Source organism: Mycolicibacterium monacense, assembly GCF_010731575.1.
GTDB lineage: Bacteria > Actinomycetota > Actinomycetes > Mycobacteriales > Mycobacteriaceae > Mycobacterium > Mycobacterium monacense.
Genome location: NZ_AP022617.1, coordinates 2,331,825 through 2,353,867, shown reverse-complemented (window position 1 = coordinate 2,353,867; position 22,043 = coordinate 2,331,825). Strand labels below are relative to the sequence as shown.

The following is a 22,043-nucleotide window of genomic DNA, read 5'->3' as shown; positions in this document are numbered from 1 at the left end:
GCGTAGGCCAGACGTGTGAAACTTTCACACCGATCACACGATCGTTACGGAATCAGGACCACCGATCCGACGGTCTTGCGCCCCTGCAGATCGCGGTGCGCGCGTTCGGCCTCCTGTAGCGGATAGTGCTCGCTGACGGTCACCGTGATGGCACCCTTCGCGATCGCGTCCAGCACTTCGCCTGCGCGCCAAGAGAATTCGTCGGGGGTGCGGGTGTAGTGCACCAGGCTGGGCCGGGTCAGGTACACCGACCCCGCAGAGTTCAGCCGCTGCGGGTCGACCGGGGGGACGGGACCGCTGGCGCCGCCGAACAGGACGAGGGTGCCGCGCACCGCCAGGCTGGCCAGGCTGGCGTCGAACGTCGCCGCCCCGACCCCGTCGTACACGGCGGCCACACCGTTACCGCCGGTGAGTTCGCGGATCCGGGCGCCGAACTCCTGCGCGTCGTCCGGGTAGTCGAGCACCTCGATCGCCCCGGCCTGGCGTGAGAGTTCGGCCTTCTGCGGTGTGGAGACGGTCGTGATGACCTTGGCCGCCAGGCTGGTCGCCCACTGCGTGAGGATCAGCCCGACGCCGCCGGCCCCGGCGTGCACCAGCACCGTGTCGCCCTGCTGCACCGGATACGTCGACTTGATCAGGTAGTGGGCGGTCATCCCCTTCAGCAGCGAGGAGGCGGCGACCGCGGGGGCCACGCCGTCGGGCACATAGGCCACGAAATCCGCGGGCGCCAGGGTGTATTCGGCATACGCGCCGAGCGCCTTGTCGGTGACCACCCGGTCGCCCACCTGAAGCGCCGCGACGTCGTCGCCGATGGCCTCGATGGTGCCGCAGACCTCGGTACCGACGACGAACGGCACCTCGCGCGGATACAGGCCCGACCGGAAGTAGGTGTCGATGAAGTTGACGCCGATCGCCTCGGCCTTGATCAGCACCTGACCCGGGCCGGGGGATGGGGGTTCCTTCTCGACGTGGGTGAGGACCTCGGGACCGCCGGTTTCGGAGACTTCGATCGCGTACATGGGAACCATCATCCACCGCCTAGCATGACCCGGGTGAGGCTCGCGCGTCCCGACCTGTTCCATCCGCGGATCGTGCTGGCCGGCTGCCCTGCCCTTCCCGAGGGTGACGGCGACGACGACGGACTCGTGGATGCGCTGCGCACGCGGGGTCTACACGCCCGCTGGCTGGCCTGGGACGATCCGGCGGTGCTCGACGCCGACCTGGTGATCCTACGGGCGACGTGGGACTACATCGACCGTCTCGACGAGTTCAAGGTGTGGACGCGGCAGGTGCGCAACCTGCTGAACAGCCCGGACGTCGTCGCCTGGAACACCGACAAGCGATACCTCGTGGAGTTGGCGCAGCGCGGGGTGCCGACGGTGCCGACCCGCCACTTCGGCAGCGGTGACCGCGTCGTCGTGCCGGACGGTGAGGTCGTGGTCAAACCCGCGGTCGGCGGGGGTTCGGTGGGGGCGCAACGCTTCACCGATCCCGCTGCCGCTGCCGCCCACGCGGCGCACCTGCAGGCGCAGGGCCGCGCGGTTCTCGTGCAGCCGTACGACGCGCGGGTGGAGTACGGGGAGACGGCGCTGGTGTTCCTCGGCAGCGCGCAGTCGCACGCGTTCACCAAGGCCGCGATCCTGCCGCCGGAGGGTCCGCCGGTGTTCGACGTGTCGGGCACCTACGCGCTGGAGACCCTGGCGCCCGCCGAACCGGATTTCGAACTGTGGGAGCTCGGGCACGCGGCGCTGGGGGCGGCCGCGGCGGCCCTCGGGATGGAGGCGGCCGAATTCCTCTACGCGCGGGTCGACGTCATCGGCGATCGCGAGGACGCGCGGGTGCTCGAGGTGGAACTGGTCGAGCCGTCACTGGGTTGGCGGCAACTCGACGCCGCCACGCGTGCGGACCGCGAGCGCGACTTCGCCATCGCCGTCGAGGTCGCGCTCGAGCGCCTCGGTCTCGGTCCGCTGTCGCATCGACGCCCATAGCGCCGCGGTGGCCGCCGTACAGGCGGCCGCCCCCGCCACGTGCACCGCGACGAGCGCGGCAGGCACACCCGTGACGAACTGGACGGCGCCGACCATGCCCTGGGCGGCGGCGATCCCGATCAGCACGCCCAGCCGGATCAGCACGGGCCGCGGCGCCCGCACCGCCAACAGTGCGAAGCCGAGTGCGACCAGAAGCGACAGGTAGGCGATGAGCAGCGACGAGTGCAGGTGCACCAGCGTGGTGATCTCCACCTGCAGCCGGGGGACCGGTTGCTCGATGCTCTTGTCGCCGGCGTGCGGACCCGCGCCGGTCACCAGGGTGCCGGTGACCAGGACGGCCGACAGGGTCACCGCGCTCAGCAACGTCAACTGGCGCAACGGTTTCGGGACAGTGCGCACGAGGGTGCCACCGTCGGGTTCCCCGATCTTGACGAACAGCAGGACCGCCAGCCACACCATCGCCATCGAGACCAGCAGGTGGATCGCGACGGTCCACCACAGCAGTCCGGTCAGCACCGTGACACCGCCGATCACGGCCTGGGCCACCGTCGAGGCGGGCATCAGCCAGGCGTAGACGAGGACCTCGCGGCGGCGCCGGGCACGCGTGACGGCCAGCACGGCCGCGGCGGCGGTCAGCACCACGAGGAACGTGATCAGCCGGTTGCCGAACTCGACGGCCTGGTGGATGCCGGGCACCTCGGCGTGCGGTACCGGGGTGAAGCTGCCGGGGAAGCACTGCGGCCAGGTGGGGCAGCCCAGTCCCGACGCCGTGACGCGGACGATCGCGCCGGTGACCGAGATTCCGCCCTGGGTCAGGATGACCGCGATCGCGATGGCGCGCTGGACCCGCAGACTGGGCAGCGGCAGCAGGTCGACCAGCCGCAGGAAGAGTCGTCTGACGGGCACGAATCCGATGGTAGAGCAGCCCTAACTACGAACCGTAGTAGGCCCGCCCTACACGACGGCTGCCTGCGTCGATGTCAGGTGAAGCGGAACCAGCGCAGCGCGCACAGCGCCGCCACACCGCCCCACGCGGCGAGGACGGCCAGCCCCAGCCAGTCGATCGACAGCGTCATCGCCTGGGTCAGCGCCTCGGTCAGCGCGCCCGACGGCGTGAGCCGGGCGGCCCACGCGAGCGCGCCGGGCACCGCCTGACCTTCGAGGGTCAACGCCCCCAGCCCCGCGAACACGAACCACAGCAGGTTGGCGACCGCCAGCACGATCTCGGCGCGCAGGGTGCCGCCGAGCAGCAGACCCAGCGCCGCGAACCCCGCGGTGCCCAGCGCGATGATCGCCGCGCCGAGGGCCAGCCCGACCACCTCGGGCCGCCATCCCAGCGCGATGCCGATGGCCCCCAGCAGGACCGACTGCAGGAAGACCACCGCCACCACCGCCAGCGATTTGCCGGCGATGATGCCCCACACCGGAAGTGCCGTCGCCCCAAGTCTTTTCAGCGCGCCGTAGCGACGGTCGAACGCCACGGCGATGGCCTGGCCCGTGAAGGCCGTCGAGATCACCGCGAGCGCCATGATCGCGGGGACGAACGTGCCCGCCCGGTCGTCGCCGAAGTCGCCCAGCGGCAACAGGATCAGGCCGACGAGCAGGGTGATCGGGATGAACATCGTCAGCAGCAACTGCTCGCCGTTGCGCAGCAGCAGCCGCAGTTCGAGGCCGAACTGGGCGGCCAGCATCTTCGGCACGGCGGCGGGCCGCGGATCGGGCGTGAAGGTGCCCGGGGCGAACTGGTTGGTCGTCATTTCCGCAACTCCCGGCCGGTCAGATCCAAGAACACGTCTTCGAGGCTGCGCTGCTCGACGCGCATATCGGTGGCCAGCACGTCCAGGCGTGCGCACCAGGCCGTCACCGTGGCCAGCACCTGGGGGTCGACGTGGCCTTCGACGAGGTATTCGCCCGGCGTGGTCTCGGTGGCCTTGTAGCTCTCCGGCAGCGCGGTCATCAGCAGCGACAGATCAAGCCGGGGCGGCGCGCTGAACCGCAGCTGGTTCTCGGCGCCGCTGCGCATCAGCTCGGCCGGTGTCCCGGTGGCGACCGCGACACCGTGGTCGATGATCACCAGCCGGTCGGCCAGTTCCTCGGCCTCGGTCAGCTGGTGGGTGGTCAACACGACGGTGACGCCGTCGCGGCGAAGCGCATCGATCATCTCCCAGACCACGATGCGGGCGTGGGCGTCCATGCCGGCGGTCGGCTCGTCGAGGAAGACGAGTTCGGGGCGGCCGACGACGGCGCAGGCCAGCGCGAGCCGCTGCTGCTGCCCCCCGGACAGCCGGCGGTAGGTGGTGCGTGCGACGTCGGTGAGCCCGAGGGTGTCGAGCAGCCATTGCGGGTCGAGGGGGTCGGCGGCGTAGGCGGCGACCAGGTCGAGCATCTCGCCGGCCCGGGCCGCCGGATAACCGCCGCCGCCCTGCAGCATGACGCCGATGCGCTCACGCACCTTGGTGTTGTGCGCCGCGGGGTCCATACCGAGGATCTCGATGGTGCCCGAATCGGGTCGCAGGAAGCCCTCGCACATCTCGACGGTGGTCGTCTTGCCCGCGCCGTTGGGTCCGAGCAGCGCCAGCACCTCGGCGTGGTGCACGTCGAGGTCGAGCCCGTCGACCGCCGTGGTCGACCCGTAGCGCTTGGTCACCCCGCGCAGTCGCACGGGGCTGGCCGACGTAGTGGTCACGGGGAATCAGCGTATGCGCCCGGTGCGGCCGACCGCGGTTGCGGTGGTCGCGGATCGGATTCGGCGGATTCCGGCGACGGGGGCGGCAGGCCGGGCATGGCCGGCGGATCGCCGTCGGGTAACGGCTGCCAGGGGAGCCGGCGCCAGGTCAGGGCCATCAGTACCGCGACCACGACCGTGCTGGCCAGCGTGGCCATCACGATCTGGAACAGCGCGAACCGGTCGCCGTTGGCAGTGGGGCCGAAGATGCCGACGATCAGTGTGACCGCGATCGTCGCGCCGCGGAAGCCCGGGCGGGTGGCCCACGTCGCGAGCGGGATGATCGCCCACAACAGGTACCAGGGCTGCACGACGGGGAAGAGCAGCACGGTCGCCCCCAGCGCCACACCCAGGCCGCCGACCGGATGCAACCGTCCCCGCAGCACCGCCAGCAGCAACCCGCTGACCAACACCGCGATGATGCTCACGCCGATGGCGCGGGTGAGCCCCAGGATCGCGGTGGTGTGGTCGCCCAGGCCGAGCAGGATGCCGACCTGACCGGTGCCCAGCGCGATCAGCGTCGGCGGGGACATCCAGCTGCGCACCACGTTGGCGGTGCCGAGGGTGAACAGCCAGCCGAACCCCAGCCCACTGGCCCAGCCGATGAGCGCCATCACCGCCACCGCGACGGCGGTGAGCGATCCGCCGGCGATGAGGAACGCCTTCACGGTGCCGCCCCAGCGGCAGGCCAGCGCCATCGCAACGAAGCCCAGAGCCAGCAGCGACGGCAGTTTGACCTGCGACGACATCGCGATCAGCACGGTTCCGGCGAGCAGCATGGCCATCGGGTACCAGCGCGCCCACTGCGCCCCTCCCGACGGCCAGTGCAACGGTCGCGGGACGAGCGGCCGGACCGCGTCCACGCCGCGCAGCGCGAACTCCGTGCCCGCCAGCATCAGGCCGAGCATCAGCGCCTCGTTGTGGATGCCGGCCACCAGGTGCATGAAGAGCAGGGGATTGCACGGGCCCAGCCACAATGCGCTGACCTCGGCGACGCCGCAGCGGCGGGCCAGCCGCGGGGTGGCCCAGACGATCAGGCCGACACCGGCCAGCACGACCAATCGGTGGAACAGCACCGCCCAGACGATGTTCTCGCCGGTGATCGCGGAGATGGTCTGCCCGATCCACAGGAACAGCGGACCGTAGGGCGCCGGGGTCTCACGCCACAGGCTGGGCACCGACAGCGTGAACACGTGGTCGAGTCCGAGGCCGGTGGCGGGCCCGACCTTGTAAGGGTCGAGACCCTGCAGCGAGATCTCGCTCTGCGCGAGGTAGGAGTAGACGTCCTTGCTGTACATCGGCGGGGCGATGAGCAGCGGTATCGCCCACAGCAACAGCGTGCGGTCGGTCTGGCTGCGTGACATCCGCCGGCTGCCGAGTGCGAAGCGGCCCAGCATCAGCCAGGCCAGCGCCATCATCACCGCGCCGGTCGTGGTCATCGTCAGCGAGACGGTCTGGATGCGCGAGGGCAGGTTGAGCAGCCGGACGCCGAAGGTCGGATCCTGGACGACGGGGCGTGCGCCGGCGCCCAGGGCGCCGATCGCCATCAGCACGGTGCCCGTCGCCCCGAACAACCGCGTCCGGCGCAGCGAGACCAGATCGGCCTCGGTGAGCGGTGAGCCGACCGTGCGCTCGTCGCCGTGCCAGCGGGCGATCGAGGAACTGAAGGACTGCAGTCGCCCGGCCATACGAGCCATTCGAGCAGACTAACCGGCGGGACTGTGCGCACTCTCACGCTCCGACTAAGGGTCGCCTTGGTGGAAGCGGCTGTCTAATTCCGTCACAATGGTGTTGTGAAAATCCCTACCGAGGCTGCCGGCGTGTCCGCTGCGCACGTCTCGGACGGGCATACCCGCAGCGCGATCATTCAGATGCTGCTGCAGGGGCCGGTGACCGCATCGGCGATCGGCGAGCGGCTGGGCATCTCCGCCGCGGGTGTGCGCAGGCACCTGGACGCGCTGATCGAGGCGGGTGACGCGCAGGCCACGGCGGCCGCGGCGTGGCAGCACACCGGCCGGGGCCGACCGGCCAAACGCTACCGGCTCACCGCCGCCGGACGCGCCAAGCTCGGCCACACCTACGACGATCTCGCGGCGGCCGCGATGCGGCAGTTGCGGGAGATCGGCGGCGACGATGCCGTCCGCACCTTCGCCCGCCGGCGGATCGACACCATCCTCTCGGGAGTAGCCCAGGGGGCCGATGGTGTTGAATCAACTGCCGGCCGGGTGGCCGAAGCGCTCACCGAGGCCGGCTACGCGACCACCACCACCCGGGTCAGCGGCCCGATCGACGGCGTGCAGATCTGCCAGCACCACTGCCCGGTCTCGCACGTCGCCGAGGAGTTCCCGGAGTTGTGCGAGGCCGAGCGCGAGGCGTTCTCCGAGATCCTCGGCACCCACGTGCAGCGGCTGGCCACGATCGTCAACGGCGACTGTGCCTGCACCACCCACGTGCCGCTGCAGCCAGACACGACACCACCCCTCCGGCGCACAGCCCGCACCGGATCCGTCCCGACCGACCAAGGAGCGTCGACATGACCGCCACCCCGGACACGACGAGCGTCACGCCTGAACACACGATCGGCGAGCCGCTGTCGCAGGAGGAGGCCATCGCCTCACTGGGCCGGTACGGCTACGGCTGGGCCGACTCCGACGTCGCAGGCGCCAGCGCCCAGCGCGGACTGTCCGAGGCCGTCGTCCGCGACATCTCGGCGAAGAAGAACGAGCCCGAGTGGATGCTCGACATCCGGCTGCGCGCGCTGCGCACATTCGACAAGAAGCCGATGCCGAACTGGGGCTCCAACCTCGAGGGCATCGACTTCGACAACATCAAGTACTTCGTGCGGTCCAGCGAGAAGCAGGCCGCCACGTGGGACGATCTGCCCGCCGACATCAAGAACACCTACGACAAGCTGGGCATCCCGGAAGCGGAGAAGCAGCGTCTGGTGTCGGGTGTCGCCGCGCAGTACGAGTCCGAGGTGGTCTACCACTCGATCCGGGAGGATCTGGAGGCCCAGGGCGTGATCTTCCTCGATACCGACACCGCGCTCAAAGAGCACCCGGACCTGTTCAAGCAGTTTTTCGGCACCGTGATCCCGGCCGGGGACAACAAGTTCTCCGCGCTCAACACCGCGGTGTGGTCGGGTGGTTCGTTCATCTACGTGCCGCCGGGTGTGCACGTCGACATCCCGCTGCAGGCCTACTTCCGGATCAACACCGAGAACATGGGTCAGTTCGAGCGGACGCTGATCATCGTCGACGAGGGTGCCTACGTGCACTACGTCGAGGGCTGCACCGCGCCGATCTACAAGAGCGACTCGCTGCACTCGGCGGTCGTCGAGATCATCGTCAAGCCCGGTGGACGCTGTCGGTACACGACGATCCAGAACTGGTCGAACAACGTCTACAACCTGGTCACCAAGCGGGCCCGCGCCGAGGCCGGGGCCACCATGGAGTGGGTCGACGGCAACATCGGCTCCAAGGTCACCATGAAGTACCCCGCGGTCTGGATGACCGGTGAGCACGCCAAGGGCGAGGTGCTCTCGGTCGCGTTCGCCGGCGAGGGCCAGCACCAGGACACCGGCGCCAAGATGCTGCACCTGGCACCGCAGACGTCGAGCAACATCGTCTCGAAGTCGGTGGCCCGCGGCGGTGGCCGCGCGTCCTACCGCGGCCTGGTCCAGGTGAACAAGGGTGCGCACGGTTCGCGTTCGAGCGTGAAATGCGATGCGCTGCTTGTCGACACGATCAGCCGCAGCGACACCTACCCGTACGTCGACATCCGCGAGGACGACGTCACGATGGGTCACGAGGCGACTGTGTCGAAGGTCAGCGAGGATCAGCTGTTCTACCTGATGAGCCGCGGGATGACCGAGGACGAGGCGATGGCGATGGTGGTGCGCGGCTTCGTCGAGCCCATCGCCAAGGAACTGCCGATGGAGTACGCGCTGGAGCTCAACCGCCTGATTGAACTGCAGATGGAAGGCGCGGTCGGATAAGTGACGCAGAATCTGACAGCCGCGGCAGAGGGAACACCGGCCGGCTCGGCGCTCAACAAGGGTGAGGTCTTCACGTCGTTCGACGTCAACGCCTTCGAGGTGCCCGGCGGTCGCGACGAGATCTGGCGGTTCACCCCGCTGCGCCGGCTGCGCGGACTGCACGACGGTTCGGCCGTCGCGTCCGGTACCGCCTGCATCGAGGTCTCGGAACGGCCCGGTGTGACGGTCGAGACGGTCCAGCGCGGCGACGAACGCCTCGGTCAGGGTGGTGTGCCCGCCGATCGCGTTGCCGCACAGGCGTTCTCGTCGTTCGAATCCGCCACCGTGGTGACCGTCGCACGTGACACCGTCGTGGCCGATCCGATCGAGATCACCGTCGCCGGTCCCGGCGAGGGCAGGGTCGCCTACGGGCACCTGCAGATCCGAGTCGAGGAACTCGCGAAGGCCATCGTGGTCGTCGACCTGCGCGGCAGCGGCACCTACGCCGACAACGTCGAGATCATCGTCGGTGACGCCGCGGGTGTCGGGGTCATCTGGCTCGCCGACTGGGCCGACGACATGGTCAACGTCAGCGCCCACCACGCCCGTCTGGGCAAGGACTCGGTGCTCGGCCACGTCAACGTCATGCTCGGTGGCGACGTCGTGCGGACGTCGGCGACCGTGCGGTTCACCGCGCCTGGCGGGGACGCCCAGATGCTGGGCACCTACTTCGCCGACGACGGTCAGCACCTCGAGGCGCGCCTGCTGGTCGACCACGCGCACCCGAACTGCAAGTCCGACGTGCTGTACAAGGGTGCGCTGCAAGGCGATCCGAACTCCGACAAACCCGATGCGCACACCGTCTGGGTGGGCGATGTGCTGATCCGCGCCGAGGCCACCGGCACCGACACCTACGAGGCGAACCGCAACCTGGTGCTCACCGACGGTGCCCGGGCGGATTCCGTGCCCAACCTCGAGATCGAGACCGGCGAGATCGTCGGCGCCGGACATGCCAGCGCCACCGGCCGTTTCGACGACGAGCAGATGTTCTACCTACAGGCCCGCGGTATCCCCGAGGAGCAGGCGCGGCGGCTCATCGTGCGGGGGTTCTTCGGCGAGATCATCTCGAAGATCGCCGTGCCCGCCGTACGCGAGCGCCTGACCGACGCCATCGAACGCGAGCTAGCCCTCACCGAAGGAAACAACCAGTCATGACCACACTCGAAATCAAGGACCTCCACGTCACCGTCGCCGCCGGCGCGGATGCCAGCGGCGCCGACGGCGGCGCCAAGGAGATCCTCAAGGGCGTCAACCTGACCGTGAACTCGGGGGAGACGCACGCGCTGATGGGGCCCAACGGGTCCGGCAAATCGACGCTGTCCTACGCGGTCGCCGGCCATCCGAAGTACACCGTGACGTCGGGGTCGATCACCCTCGACGGCCAGGACGTGCTGGAGATGACGGTCGACGAGCGGGCCCGCGCGGGGCTTTTCCTGGCCATGCAGTATCCGGTCGAGGTGCCCGGGGTGTCGATGTCGAACTTCCTGCGCACCGCCGCGACCGCGGTCCGCGGTGAGGCGCCGAAGCTGCGGCACTGGATCAGAGAGGTCAAGGGCGCAATGACCGACCTGGACATCGACCCGTCGTTCTCCGAACGCAGTGTGAACGAGGGCTTCTCGGGTGGCGAGAAGAAGCGCCACGAGATCCTGCAGCTGTCGCTGCTCAAGCCGAAGATCGCGATCCTCGACGAAACGGACTCCGGTCTCGACGTCGACGCGCTGAAGGTCGTCAGCGAGGGCGTGAACCGCTACGCCAAGGAAAACGACGGTGGCGTGCTGGTGATCACGCACTACACCCGCATCCTGCGCTACATCCAACCGCAGTTCGTGCACGTGTTCGTCGGCGGCCGCATCGTCGAGTCCGGCGGTCCGGAACTGGCCGACGAACTCGAGGCCAAGGGTTACGAGCGGTTCACCGCGCAGGCTGCTTCGACGGGCGTCTGAAGGGGGCTGTTGCCATGACCACCGCGGCGAGCCGGCTGGACGTGGCCGGGATCCGCGCGGATTTCCCGATCCTGCAGCGGGTGATGCGCGGCGGAAATCAACTGGCATACCTCGACTCCGGCGCGACGTCGCAGCGTCCGCTGCAGGTGCTCGACGCCGAACGTGAGTTTCTGACCACCTCTTACGGTGCGGTGCATCGCGGTGCCCACCAGTTGATGGAGGAGTCGACCGACGCCTACGAGGCCGGTCGCGCCGACATCGCGGCGTTCGTCGGCGCCGACACCGACGAGTTGGTCTTCACGAAGAACGCCACCGAGGCGCTCAACCTCGTCTCCTACGTGCTGGGTGACGACCGGTTCGAGGGTCACGCCGTCGGACCGGGCGACGTCATCGTCACCACCGAACTCGAGCATCACGCGAATCTGATCCCCTGGCAGGAACTCGCCCGGCGGACGGGCGCGACGCTGAAGTGGTACTCGGTCACAGACGACGGCCGCATCGATCTGGACTCGCTCGACCTCGACGAGCGCGTGAAAGTCGTTGCCTTCACCCACCACTCGAACGTCACCGGCGCGGTGGCCCCGGTGGCCGAGATCGTCAGGCGGGCTCGGTCCGTTGGCGCATTGACCGTGCTGGACGCCTGCCAATCGGTACCGCACCAGCCGATCGACTTCCACGCCCTCGACGTCGACTACGCCGCGTTCTCGGGTCACAAGATGCTGGGCCCCAACGGGATCGGTGTGCTCTACGGACGCCGCGAGCTGCTGGCCGAGATGCCGCCGTTCCTCACCGGCGGCTCGATGATCGAGACGGTCACCATGGAGGGCGCCACCTACGCGCCCGCTCCGCAGCGGTTCGAGGCGGGCACACCGATGACCTCGCAGGTCGTCGGGTTGGCCGCGGCCGCACGCTATCTGTCGACGATCGGGATGGCCGAGGTCGAGGCGCACGAGGCCGAACTGGTCGCCGCTGCGCTGGAGGGGCTTTCGGGCATCGACGGCGTCCGCGTCGTCGGGCCGCTGTCCCTGGTCGACCGCGGATCGCCGGTGAGCTTCGTCGTCGACGGGATCCACGCCCACGACGTCGGCCAGGTCCTCGACGACGACGCCGTGGCCGTGCGCGTCGGGCACCACTGCGCGTGGCCGCTGCACCGCCGCTTCGGCATCACCGCCACCGCCCGGGCGTCGTTCGCGGTGTACAACACCTCCGATGAGGTCGAGCGGCTGGTGGCCGGTGTCCGGCACGCCGTCGAGTTCTTCGGGAGGTGAGCGGTGCGCCTGGAGCAGATCTACCAGGAAGTGATCCTCGATCACTACAAGCATCCGCACCACCGCGGACTGCGTGAGCCGTTCGGCGCCGAGGTGAAGCACGTCAATCCCACATGCGGGGACGAGGTGACGCTGCGTGTCGCGCTTTCCGATGACGGCGACACCGTCGCGGACGTGTCCTATGACGGTCAGGGTTGTTCGATCAGCCAGGCGTCGACGTCGGTACTGACCGATCTGGTGATCGGGGAATCCGTCGGCGATGCGCTCAAGACGGTGGCGGCGTTCACCGAGATGGTCTCGTCCCGCGGCACAATCGAGGGCGACGAGAATGTGATCGGCGACGGCATCGCGTTCGCCGGCGTCTCGAAATACCCGGCACGCGTGAAATGCGCGCTGCTCGGCTGGATGGCTTTCAAGGACGCCGTGGCCCAGGCGTCCCACGATTCCCAGGAGGAGCGCCGATGAGCGCTTGCGCGAAGAGGAGACAACACAGATGACCGCACCCAACGAGGAACTGCTCGCCGACCTCGAGGAGGCGATGCGCGATGTCGTCGACCCCGAACTCGGTATCAACGTCGTCGATCTCGGACTCGTCTACGGACTCGACGTCGAGAAGAGCGACGCGGGCGATGTGGCGCTCATCGATATGACCCTGACGTCTGCGGCGTGCCCGTTGACCGACGTCATCGAGGATCAGTCGAGGACCGCTCTGGTGGGTGCGGGCCTCGTCAAGGACATCAAGATCAACTGGGTGTGGAATCCGCCGTGGGGTCCGGACAAGATCACCGAGGACGGCCGCGAGCAACTTCGCGCGCTCGGTTTCACGGTCTAGGTCGCCGACCCCGTCCGGCGGGGTGACAATCACGCTGTGATGACGGTTCCCGCCACCGGGTGGAGAGGTGGCCCGGTCGCTCGGGGGCTGTGGATCGGCGCTGCGGCGGGCGTGTTCTTCGGGGCGCTGGCGCTGCTCGACTCGGGGGTGCCCCTTGTCGGCGCCATCGTCTTCGTCGCCACCGGCGTCTTCCTCGGTGTCTGGACGACCCGGCGGATGGACCGCTACTGGCCCGGCGCCCGCGAACTGAGCCCCGCTGATCGGGTGACGGTCGTGCGGGCCGCCCGCCGCGGATATCCGATCCGCGACGAACGCCTGGCCCGCGGCGTCGTCGACTACGACGCCGGCCTGCGGGCCGCCGCTGAACGGCTCTACCCGTACCGCTGGGTGGTGGCGGTGGTGCTCGTCGTGGCGATCGCGACCGCGGTGGTCGACGCCGTCACCGGATCGGTGCGCGAGACCGTCGCCTCGTGCGTCTACCTCGCACTGTTGGCCATCGAGCTGACGTGGTGGCCGGCCCGGCGGCGGGAACTGCTGCTGAACTCGGCACTCGCGGCTGCGCTGGCCCAGCAGGTGCTGACGACCGAGACCACGGACGAAGGGTAGGTCGCGCCCGCGACGGCCGGCGCCTGCCGAAGTTGACATTAGCCATCGACATTGACGGCGGCCGGGCTCCTGGTGTGATGTGACGGCACGGCGCCGGCCACACATCGCGGACCAATGGCCCTCTGCGCCAACCTATTCAGTGTCGGCATGGCCGTCGCCCGGAGCCGTCTAGTTGGTGGTGGGTGGTGGGGGTTGGAAGGGTGTGTACCACCACCAGTCGGCACGCTCTCCGGATGGTCCGCGGTAGGGCGCGACGGTGGGTGGGGGGTGGTTGGGTGGGCGGGCCAACGAGCCGGACGTGAGGTGTCGCCCGGTGCTGTCGGTGACGGTGAGCTGGTCGGCGGGTCCGGTGATGGTGATGACGCCGCGGTGGTGGGCCCGGTGGTGGTAGGGACACAGCAGCACGAGGTTGTCCAGGTCGGTGGCTCCGCCGTCTTCCCAATGCTGGATGTGGTGGGCGTGCAAACCGCGGGTCGCCCCACACCCGGGGACCGCGCAGGTGCGGTGACGGTGTTCCAGCGCGCGCCGCAGTCGGCGGCTGATCATGCGGGTGGTGCGCCCAGCGCCGATGGGTTGGCCGTGGCGTTCGAACCACACTTCACAGGTGGCGTCACAGCCCAGGTAGCGGCGGTCGGCCTCCGAGAGCAGCGGACCCAGATGCAGGGCGGCGATGCGGTCGTCGAGGTCCAGGTGCACCACCACGGTGGTGCGCTGACCGTGCGGGCGGCGGGTCACCTCGGTATCCCAGCCGGCCTCGACCAGCGCGGCGAACGCATCAGCCAGGGCGGGCATCGGTGGGCGGCCACCGGCGGGAGTGCCGGCGGGGGTGCCGGTGGGTGTGTCGTGGTCGCGTTTCCACTGCGCGATCAACGCATCGTGATGAGACCGCAAAGCCGCGTCAAACACCGCTGCCTCGGCATGGGGCAGGGCGATACGCCAGTAGGTGTACTGCTCATCGCTGGTCTTGCGGATCGAGGCCTGCGCCACCGGCACCGGCTTGGGCTCGCCGTCGGCGTCCTTGTCGGGCTCGGGGGCGGGGCGGGGTTCGAGTTTGATCGCGGTGCGGAGCTGGGTGACCGAGGCGCTGCGGGCCAACTCTGCATAATGCTCATCAGACCCTGCGCCCGCGCCTTCGGCGATGACCCCGACCTGATCCAACGACAGCCGCCCGTCGCGCAGCGCCTGCACACAACGCGGGAACTCCGCAATCCGGTGGGCGATGGCGGCGATGGTCTTGCCGTTCCGCGACGACGACCCGGTTTTCCAGGCCATCAAATGCGCCACCGACTTCGCCCCGGTGATCCCACCCAACCCGTCGTGATCGATCTCAGCGGCGATCTCCACCAGGCGTGCGTCGATGGCGTTGCGCTGACCCGCCAACTCCGCCACCTCCTCGAACAACACCTCCAGACGCTCCTTCGGCAACAGCGCCACCGCGCCAGACGAAACGTTCGAGGACATAACCCCATACAAGCACCAGGGTCCGACAATTCGGGGTCGCGGTTGGTCGGACCGAAACGCGGCCAAGTCGGATTAACTGGACACGGAAGTCCAGATCCCGCAGCAGGCCGACTTCAGCCGGCGGCCCACTGCTTTGCTCGCTCGAGGTCGGCGAGTCCGAACAGTCTGACCTCGCCGGCGACCATCCATGCCAACAGGTGCAGCGTATGGGTGACCCAGTCCATGTCGGTGACGATCGCGATCCGCTTGAAAGCCGAGTGGTGCTCGACGAGGCGCGCCGGTTTGCGCACCCCCGTCGAGGGAACATAGGTAGATCTGACGACGTTAGGACAGGCATGACCACGCGAGACCTTACCGCAGATCAGTTCAACGAGACGATCACCGACAACGAGATCGTGCTCGTCGATTTCTGGGCCTCCTGGTGCGGGCCGTGTCGCGCATTCGCCCCGACCTTCGCCGCGTCGTCCGAGAAGCACCCGGACGTCGTGCACGCCAAGGTCGACACCGAGGCCGAGCAGCAGCTCGCCGCTGCCGCCGACATCCGCTCGATCCCGACGTTGATGGCGTTCAAGAAGGGCAAGCTGGTGTTCAACCAGGCCGGCGCCCTGCCGCCCGCCGCCCTCGAGGACCTGGTGCAGAAGGTCAAGGAATTCGACATCGACGCCGCGATGGCGCAGCAGGAGAACGCTCAGTCCGAGTGACAGGGGGCGCGCGATAGCGTGCTCTGCGTGACCGCTGAAGACTCGTACGTTCTCGTCGACCGCCCGCGTCCGCGGGTCGCGGTCGTGACGCTCAACCGCCCCGAGCGGATGAACTCCATGGCCTTCGACGTCATGGTCCCGCTGTGCGACGTGCTGAACGAGCTCACCTACGACAACGACGTGCGCGCGGTCGTGCTGACCGGTGCGGGCCGGGGATTCTCCTCCGGCGCCGACCACAAATCGGCCGGTTCGGTGCCGCACGTCGACGGGTTGACCCGGCCGTCCTACGGGCTGCGGTCGATGGAGATCCTCGACGACGTCATCCTGGGGCTGCGCAAGATGCATCAGCCCGTCATCGCCGCGGTCAACGGCGCCGCGATCGGCGGCGGGCTCTGCCTGGCGCTGGCCGCCGACATCCGGGTGGCGGCATCCGGGGCGTACTTCCGGGCAGCCGGCATCAACAACGGCCTGACCGCCAGCGAACTGGGCCTGAGCTATCTGCTGCCCCGGGCCATCGGCTCCTCGCGCGCGTTCGAGATCATGCTGACCGGCCGCGACGTCGACGCGGAGGAGGCGCAGCGCATCGGGCTGGTGTCGCGCACCGTCCCCGAACAGGACCTGCTCGACGTCTGCTGCGAGATGGCCGAGCGCATCGCGGCGTTCTCCCGTCCCGGTGTCGAACTGACGAAACGCACGCTCTGGAGCGGTCTGGACGCCGCCAGCCTCGAGGCGCACATGCAGGCCGAAGGTCTCGGCCAGCTCTACGTCCGCCTGCTCACCGCGAACTTCGAGGAGGCGGTCGCCGCGCGGAAGGAAAAGCGGCCCCCGGTCTTCACCGACGACAAACCGTGAGTGTCGCCACGGCCGCGGTAATGAGTTGGCGCCCGGTGCCGACCTGCAAGTAACCTCGAGAAAGCCGTCCGCGGCGTGCGGCTTCCCCGCGCCCGGATTCGTCCCACCCACGCTTGTATGGAGGAAACGCGCCCGTGATCACCGCAACGGACCTCGAGGTCCGCGCCGGGGCGCGCACGCTGCTCTCCATCGACGGCGCCGCCCTGCGTGTGCAACCCGGCGACCGGATCGGGCTCGTCGGCCGCAACGGCGCGGGCAAGACCACGACGATGCGCATCCTCGCCGGCGAAGGCGAACCCTACGCGGGCACGGTCACCCGCAGCGGCGAGGTGGGCTATCTGCCCCAGGACCCGCGCGAAGGCGACCTCGACATGCTGGCTCGCGACCGGGTGCTCTCGGCGCGCGGTCTGGACACCTTGCTCTCCGACCTGGAGAAACAGCAGGCGCTGATGGCCGAGGTCGCCGACGACGCCGCCCGCGACAAGGCGGTGCGACGCTACGGCGAGCTCGAGGAGCGGTTCGCCGCGCTCGGCGGATACGCCGCGGAGAGCGAAGCCGGCCGCATCTGCGCAAGCCTCGGACTGGCAGAACGGGTGCTCACCCAGCCGCTGCGGACGCTCTCGGGCGGCCAGCGACGGCGCGTGGAGCTGGCCCGCATCCTGTTCGCGGCGTCCGATACGGGTTCAGGGTCGGATACGACCCTGCTGCTCGACGAGCCCACCAACCACCTCGACGCGGACTCGATCGGCTGGTTGCGCACCTTCCTGCAGAACCACTCCGGTGGACTCGTGGTGATCAGCCACGACGTCGAACTGCTCGCCGCGGTGGTGAACCGGGTGTGGTTCCTCGACGCCGTCCGCGGCGAGGCCGACGTCTACAACATGGGCTGGCAGAAGTACCTCGACGCCAGGGCCACCGACGAGCAGCGCAGGCGCCGGGAACGGGCCAACGCCGAGAAGAAGGCCTCCGCGCTGCGCACGCAGGCCGCCAAGATGGGCGCGAAAGCGACCAAAGCCGTTGCCGCACAGAACATGCTGCGGCGTGCCGAGCGCATGATCTCCGAGCTCGACGAGGAGCGCGTGGCCGACAAGGTGGCCAAGATCAGGTTCCCCACGCCTGCGGTGTGCGGCCGCACGCCGTTGGTGGGCAAGGGGCTCACCAAGACCTACGGCTCGCTGGAGATCTTCACCGGCGTCGACCTGGCGATCGACAAGGGTTCTCGCGTCGTCGTGCTCGGGCTCAACGGTGCCGGTAAGACCACGTTGTTGCGGATCCTGGCCGGGGTGGAGAAGGCCGACGCCGGTGACATCGAACCGGGTCACGGCCTGAAGCTGGGGTACTTCGCGCAGGAACACGACACCATCGACGGCAACGCCTCGGTGTGGGAGAACATCCGGCACGCCGCACCCGACACCGGCGAGCAGGATCTGCGCGGACTGCTCGGGGCGTTCATGTTCACCGGCCCGCAGCTCGACCAGCCGGCGGGCACGCTGTCCGGCGGTGAGAAGACCCGGCTGGCGCTGGCCGGTCTGGTCGCGTCCACGGCCAACGTGCTGCTGCTCGACGAACCCACCAACAACCTGGACCCGGCCTCGCGTGAGCAGGTCCTCGACGCCCTGCGCAGCTATCAGGGCGCCGTCGTGCTCGTCACCCACGACCCCGGCGCCGCCGAGGCGCTGGAACCCCAGCGGGTGGTGCTGCTGCCCGACGGCACCGAGGATTACTGGTCCGAGGAGTACCGAGAGCTCATCGAGCTCGCCTAGCCGGATTACGAACCGATTGACGAAATCTTCCCTTCCGTCGATTAGCGGTTGCCCCACTGGGTAATTCTCAAGAGCAGTCGGGGCATCGCAACAGCGGGGAGATGTCAATGAAGAAGTCTGAAAAGTCCCGGGAAGAACTACTCAACGAGTTGCGGGCCGAATACGAGGGGGGCGCGAGCATCCGCGCACTGGTGGCCAAGACCGGCCGTTCGTACGGGTCGATCCACAGCATGCTGCGCGAGTCGGGTACGACGATGCGCAGCCGCGGTGGGCCGAACCACCGTTCGCGTCGCGCCAGCGTCAGCTGACGCCGGAGCCCTGCTGGCGCACGGACGCCTCGACGAGGTCGAGCACCGCGCCCAGCTTCTTCGGGTCGTCGCCGGAGGCCAGCCGGGCGACCAGCCCGTCGAGAACCAGGTCGAGGTAGGTCTGCAGCACCTCGCTGGGAACATCGTTGCGTAGCCGGCCGGCCTCCTTCTGCCGATGCAGCCGCGCCGTTGTGGCGGCGGACAACTCGGCGGACCGCTCCTCCCACCCCTGGTGGAACACCGGATCGTTGCGCAGCTTGCGCGCGATCTCCAACCGGGTGGCCAGCCAGTCGAACTGGTCGGGCGCCGCCAACAGGTCACGCATGACCTGGATCAACCCCTCGCGGGAGGCGACGTCGGCCATCCGCTCGGCGTCTTCGCGGGCCAGTTCGAAGAACAGCGTGTCCTTGTCCCGGAAGTGGTGGAAGATGGCGCCGCGCGACAGCCCGATGGTGTCTTCGAGCCGCCGCACGGTCGCCTTGTCGTATCCGTATCGCGCGAAGCAGCGCCGGGCGCCGTCGAGGATCTGACGGCGGCGCGCCGCCAGATGGTCGTCGGTGACCCGGGGCATCAGTCCAGCTCCTGCCAGCGCTGGTTACTTGGTCTTCAGCATGTTGCGCAGCACGTACTGCAGGATGCCGCCGTTGCGGTAGTAGTCGGCCTCACCGGGGGTGTCGATGCGCACCACTGCATCGAATTCGACCGTCTCGCCACCCTCTTTCGACGCCTTCACGTGCACCGTCTTCGGTGTCTTGCCCTCGTTGAGCGCCTCGATGCCGGTGATGTCGAACGTCTCGGTGCCGTCGAGCTTCAGCGACGCCGCCGACTCACCCTCCGGGAACTGCAGCGGGATGACGCCCATGCCGATCAGGTTCGAGCGGTGGATGCGTTCGAACGATTCGGTGATGACGGCGCGCACACCCAGCAGGCTGGTGCCCTTGGCCGCCCAGTCACGTGACGAGCCGGAACCGTATTCCTTACCGCCCAGCACCACCAGCGGGATGTCCTGCTCGGCGTAGTTCTGCGCGGCGTCGTAGATGAACGCCTGCTCGCCGCCGTTGGTGAAGTCCCGCGTGTAGCCGCCGGACACGTCGTCGAGCAGCTGGTTCTTGAGCCGGATGTTGGCGAAGGTGCCCCGGATCATCACCTCGTGGTTGCCGCGGCGCGATCCGTACGAGTTGTAGTCCTTCTTCTCGACGCCGTGGGATTCGAGGTACTGCGCGGCCGGGGTGCCCGGCTTGATGCTGCCGGCGGGGGAGATGTGGTCGGTGGTGACCGAATCGCCCAGCAGGGCCAGCACCCGCGCGCCGGTGATGTCGCTGACCGGCTGCGGTTCGGCGGGCATCCCGTCGAAGTACGGAGGCTTACGCACGTAGGTCGAGTCGTCGGCCCACTCGAAGGTGTCACCGCTCGGAGTGGGCAGGTTGCGCCACCGCTCGTCACCCTTGAACACGTCGGCATAGTTCTTCTTGAACATCTCGGTGTTGATCGCCGAGGCGATGGTGTCGTTGATGTCCTGCTGCGACGGCCAGATGTCCTTGAGGAAAACCGGGTTGCCGTCCTCGTCGGTGCCGAGGCAGTCGTTCTCGAAGTCGAAGTCCATGCTGCCGGCCAGCGCGTAGGCGATCACCAGGGGCGGGGACGCCAGGTAGTTCATCTTCACGTCCGGGTTGATCCGGCCCTCGAAGTTGCGGTTACCCGACAGCACCGCGGTCACCGACAGGTCGTTGTCGTTGACGGCCTTGCTGATCTCCTCGGGCAGGGGACCGCTGTTGCCGATGCAGGTGGTGCAGCCGTAGCCGACGAGGAAGAAGCCGAGCTTCTCCAGGTACGGCCACAGGCCCGCCTTCTCGTAGTAGTCGGTGACGACCTGCGAACCCGGCGCCATGGTGGTCTTGACCCACGGCTTGCTGGTCAGCCCCTTCTCGACGGCGTTCTTGGCCAGCAGCGCCGCACCGATCATCACCTCGGGGTTGGAGGTGTTGGTGCAGGAGGTGATCGCGGCGATCACGACCGCGCCGTGGTCGATGACGAACTCGCCGCGCTCGTCGGATTTCACGGTGACCGGTTTGGTGGGCCTGCCCTCGGCACCGTTGGCGGCGGAGACGACCTCGACCGCATCCTCCTCGGCGAACGACAGCGACACCGGATCGCTGCCCGGGAACGTCTCCTCGACGGCCTCGTCGACGTTCGAGTGGGCGGCGGAGTTGCCGTTCTCGACGTAGTTGTGGATGTCCTTGCGGAACGCGCTCTTGGCGTCGTCGAGGGCGATGCGGTCCTGCGGGCGCTTCGGCCCGGCGATCGACGGCACGACGTCGGACAGGTCCAGCTCGATGTACTCGGAGAACTTCGGCTCACGGCTCGGGTCGTGCCACATGCCCTGTTCCTTGGCGTACGCCTCGACCAGAGCCAGCTGCTCGTCGCTGCGGCCGGTCATCCGCAGGTAGTCGATGGTCACGTCGTCGATCGGGAAGATCGCTGCGGTGGAACCGAATTCGGGGCTCATGTTGCCCAGCGTGGCGCGGTTGGCCAGCGGCACCTCGGCGACGCCCTCGCCGTAGAACTCGACGAACTTGCCGACCACGCCGTGCTTGCGCAGCATCTCGGTGACGGTCAGCACGACGTCGGTGGCCGTGACGCCGGCACGGCGCTCACCGGTCAGCTTGAACCCGACGACGCGCGGGATGAGCATCGACACGGGCTGGCCGAGCATGGCCGCCTCGGCCTCGATGCCGCCGACGCCCCAGCCCAGCACGCCGAGGCCGTTCTCCATCGTGGTGTGGCTGTCGGTGCCCACGCAGGTGTCCGGGTAGGCCACCCCGTCCCGCTCCATCACGACGCTGGCCAGGTACTCGATGTTGACCTGGTGCACGATGCCGGTGCCCGGCGGCACCACCTTGAAGTCGTCGAACGCGCCCTGTCCCCAGCGCAGGAACTGGTAGCGCTCGCCGTTGCGCTCGTATTCGATCTCGACGTTGCGCTCGAAGGCGTTCGCGGTGCCGAAGAGGTCGGCGATCACGGAGTGGTCGATGACGAGGTCCGCGGGAGCCAGTGGGTTGACCTTCTGCGGGTCCCCGCCGAGGTCGCCGACCGCCTCACGCATGGTGGCGAGGTCGACGATGCAGGGCACGCCGGTGAAGTCCTGCATGATGACGCGGGCCGGGGTGAACTGGATCTCGATGCTCGGATCGGCCTCGGGGTCCCAGTTCGCGATGGCCTCGATGTGGTCCTTGGTGATGTTGGCGCCGTCCTCGGTGCGCAGCAGGTTCTCCGCGAGCACCTTGAGGCTGTACGGCAGTTTGTCGGTGCCGGGAACGGCGTCGAGGCGGTAGATCTCGTACGATTTGTCCCCGACGGTCAGGGTGTCACGGGCATCAAACGAGTTTATCGACGAATCCTTGCTGCTCACATCAACTCCCGGTTGTTCTCGCCGCGACGGGCTGTGTCGGCGGCACTTTCGATTCTAACAGTACGTTTGTCCTGCAAAACACCCCGGGGCGGCACCGAATCTTTGTCACGGTCCGGTCCGCATGCGCGGGTGCTGCCATCCGGGTACCCGC

Annotated in this window: 20 protein-coding genes and 1 pseudogene; 12 read left to right on the top strand and 9 right to left on the bottom strand. The window is 68.5% G+C overall.

Translation table 11 applies throughout. The features are described 5' to 3' along the window. Positions 1 to 44 precede the first annotated feature (44 nt). The 5 genes from G6N49_RS11170 to mptB all read right to left on the bottom strand — a co-directional run bounded on the left by G6N49_RS11170 (position 45) and on the right by mptB (position 6,401). A complete protein-coding gene (locus tag G6N49_RS11170) occupies positions 45 to 1,019 on the bottom strand; it encodes a quinone oxidoreductase family protein (protein WP_011855569.1) in 975 nt (324 codons plus the stop codon). A gap of 846 nt (positions 1,020 to 1,865) precedes the next feature. After that, positions 1,866 to 2,894 carry a COX15/CtaA family protein gene (locus G6N49_RS11165; RefSeq protein ID WP_011855571.1) on the bottom strand — a complete coding sequence of 343 codons (1,029 nt, stop codon included), beginning with the start codon at positions 2,892 to 2,894 and terminating at the stop codon, positions 1,866 to 1,868. Positions 2,895 to 2,968: 74 nt separating this feature from the next. Continuing rightward, positions 2,969 to 3,745, bottom strand: coding sequence for an ABC transporter permease (locus G6N49_RS11160; RefSeq protein WP_011855572.1), 777 nt, complete (start codon positions 3,743 to 3,745; stop codon positions 2,969 to 2,971). Beyond that, positions 3,742 to 4,674, bottom strand: a complete 933-nt coding sequence (locus G6N49_RS11155) for an ABC transporter ATP-binding protein (RefSeq protein ID WP_011855573.1) — start codon at positions 4,672 to 4,674, stop codon at positions 3,742 to 3,744. The genes G6N49_RS11160 and G6N49_RS11155 overlap by 4 nt, the downstream gene beginning before the upstream one ends. After that, the gene (mptB, locus tag G6N49_RS11150; RefSeq protein ID WP_179967832.1) at positions 4,671 to 6,401 is read right to left on the bottom strand and encodes a polyprenol phosphomannose-dependent alpha 1,6 mannosyltransferase MptB; all 1,731 of its coding nucleotides are present in this window, start codon (positions 6,399 to 6,401) and stop codon (positions 4,671 to 4,673) included. Before mptB ends, G6N49_RS11155 begins: the two co-directional genes overlap by 4 nt. Positions 6,402 to 6,533: 132 nt before the next feature. Here mptB and G6N49_RS11145 point away from each other — a divergent pair, with 132 nt between their 5' ends. From G6N49_RS11145 to G6N49_RS11110, 8 genes are read left to right on the top strand one after another with little or no spacing between them, the layout of a single operon-like run. Then, positions 6,534 to 7,250, top strand: a complete 717-nt coding sequence (locus tag G6N49_RS11145; protein ID WP_011855575.1) for a helix-turn-helix transcriptional regulator — start codon at positions 6,534 to 6,536, stop codon at positions 7,248 to 7,250. Continuing rightward, positions 7,247 to 8,710, top strand: coding sequence for a Fe-S cluster assembly protein SufB (sufB, locus tag G6N49_RS11140; RefSeq protein ID WP_083045495.1), 1,464 nt, complete (start codon positions 7,247 to 7,249; stop codon positions 8,708 to 8,710). Before G6N49_RS11145 ends, sufB begins: the two co-directional genes overlap by 4 nt. Next, on the top strand, positions 8,711 to 9,904 hold the full coding sequence (gene sufD, locus G6N49_RS11135; protein ID WP_064917133.1) for a Fe-S cluster assembly protein SufD: 1,194 nt from the start codon (positions 8,711 to 8,713) through the stop codon (positions 9,902 to 9,904). Next, the gene (gene sufC, locus G6N49_RS11130; RefSeq protein WP_083045494.1) at positions 9,901 to 10,692 is read left to right on the top strand and encodes a Fe-S cluster assembly ATPase SufC; all 792 of its coding nucleotides are present in this window, start codon (positions 9,901 to 9,903) and stop codon (positions 10,690 to 10,692) included. The genes sufD and sufC overlap by 4 nt, the downstream gene beginning before the upstream one ends. Before the next feature lie 14 nt (positions 10,693 to 10,706). Continuing rightward, positions 10,707 to 11,960: a cysteine desulfurase gene (locus tag G6N49_RS11125; RefSeq protein ID WP_083045493.1), complete on the top strand. Its 1,254-nt coding sequence runs from the start codon at positions 10,707 to 10,709 to the stop codon at positions 11,958 to 11,960. A 3-nt stretch (positions 11,961 to 11,963) separates the two neighbouring features. Next, on the top strand, positions 11,964 to 12,425 hold the full coding sequence (gene sufU / locus G6N49_RS11120) for a Fe-S cluster assembly sulfur transfer protein SufU (RefSeq protein ID WP_083045492.1): 462 nt from the start codon (positions 11,964 to 11,966) through the stop codon (positions 12,423 to 12,425). Between the two features lie 28 nt (positions 12,426 to 12,453). Then, entirely contained in the window at positions 12,454 to 12,792 is a 339-nt protein-coding gene (locus G6N49_RS11115) for a metal-sulfur cluster assembly factor (protein WP_011559837.1), read from the top strand. A 39-nt stretch (positions 12,793 to 12,831) separates the two neighbouring features. Next, a complete protein-coding gene (locus tag G6N49_RS11110; RefSeq protein ID WP_322790267.1) occupies positions 12,832 to 13,398 on the top strand; it encodes a hypothetical protein in 567 nt (188 codons plus the stop codon). Positions 13,399 to 13,566: 168 nt separating this feature from the next. On the opposite strand, the gene G6N49_RS11105 is transcribed toward G6N49_RS11110, so the two are convergent. Both G6N49_RS11105 and G6N49_RS29490 read right to left on the bottom strand, forming a co-directional pair. After that, entirely contained in the window at positions 13,567 to 14,859 is a 1,293-nt protein-coding gene (locus G6N49_RS11105; protein ID WP_163647411.1) for an HNH endonuclease signature motif containing protein, read from the bottom strand. A gap of 113 nt (positions 14,860 to 14,972) precedes the next feature. After that, a pseudogene (locus G6N49_RS29490) lies at positions 14,973 to 15,131 on the bottom strand (STAS/SEC14 domain-containing protein); the annotation flags it as partial. A 63-nt stretch (positions 15,132 to 15,194) separates the two neighbouring features. Between G6N49_RS29490 and trxA the strand changes: the two are divergent. From trxA to G6N49_RS11080, 4 genes are all read left to right on the top strand, one after another. Beyond that, positions 15,195 to 15,560: a thioredoxin gene (trxA, locus tag G6N49_RS11095; protein ID WP_011559840.1), complete on the top strand. Its 366-nt coding sequence runs from the start codon at positions 15,195 to 15,197 to the stop codon at positions 15,558 to 15,560. An 18-nt stretch (positions 15,561 to 15,578) separates the two neighbouring features. Further along, the gene (locus tag G6N49_RS11090) at positions 15,579 to 16,412 is read left to right on the top strand and encodes an enoyl-CoA hydratase (protein WP_083045517.1); all 834 of its coding nucleotides are present in this window, start codon (positions 15,579 to 15,581) and stop codon (positions 16,410 to 16,412) included. A gap of 134 nt (positions 16,413 to 16,546) precedes the next feature. Then, positions 16,547 to 18,175, top strand: a complete 1,629-nt coding sequence (locus G6N49_RS11085; RefSeq protein ID WP_011559842.1) for an ABC-F family ATP-binding cassette domain-containing protein — start codon at positions 16,547 to 16,549, stop codon at positions 18,173 to 18,175. A 107-nt stretch (positions 18,176 to 18,282) separates the two neighbouring features. After that, the gene (locus G6N49_RS11080) at positions 18,283 to 18,483 is read left to right on the top strand and encodes a helix-turn-helix domain-containing protein (protein ID WP_011855584.1); all 201 of its coding nucleotides are present in this window, start codon (positions 18,283 to 18,285) and stop codon (positions 18,481 to 18,483) included. Here G6N49_RS11080 and G6N49_RS11075 read toward each other — a convergent pair. Both G6N49_RS11075 and acnA read right to left on the bottom strand, forming a co-directional pair. Continuing rightward, on the bottom strand, positions 18,476 to 19,054 hold the full coding sequence (locus tag G6N49_RS11075) for a TetR/AcrR family transcriptional regulator (protein WP_011855585.1): 579 nt from the start codon (positions 19,052 to 19,054) through the stop codon (positions 18,476 to 18,478). The two genes, G6N49_RS11080 and G6N49_RS11075, sit on opposite strands and share 8 nt — an antisense overlap. A 24-nt stretch (positions 19,055 to 19,078) precedes the next feature. Beyond that, positions 19,079 to 21,892, bottom strand: coding sequence for an aconitate hydratase AcnA (gene acnA, locus G6N49_RS11070; protein WP_011855586.1), 2,814 nt, complete (start codon positions 21,890 to 21,892; stop codon positions 19,079 to 19,081). Positions 21,893 to 22,043 lie beyond the last annotated feature (151 nt).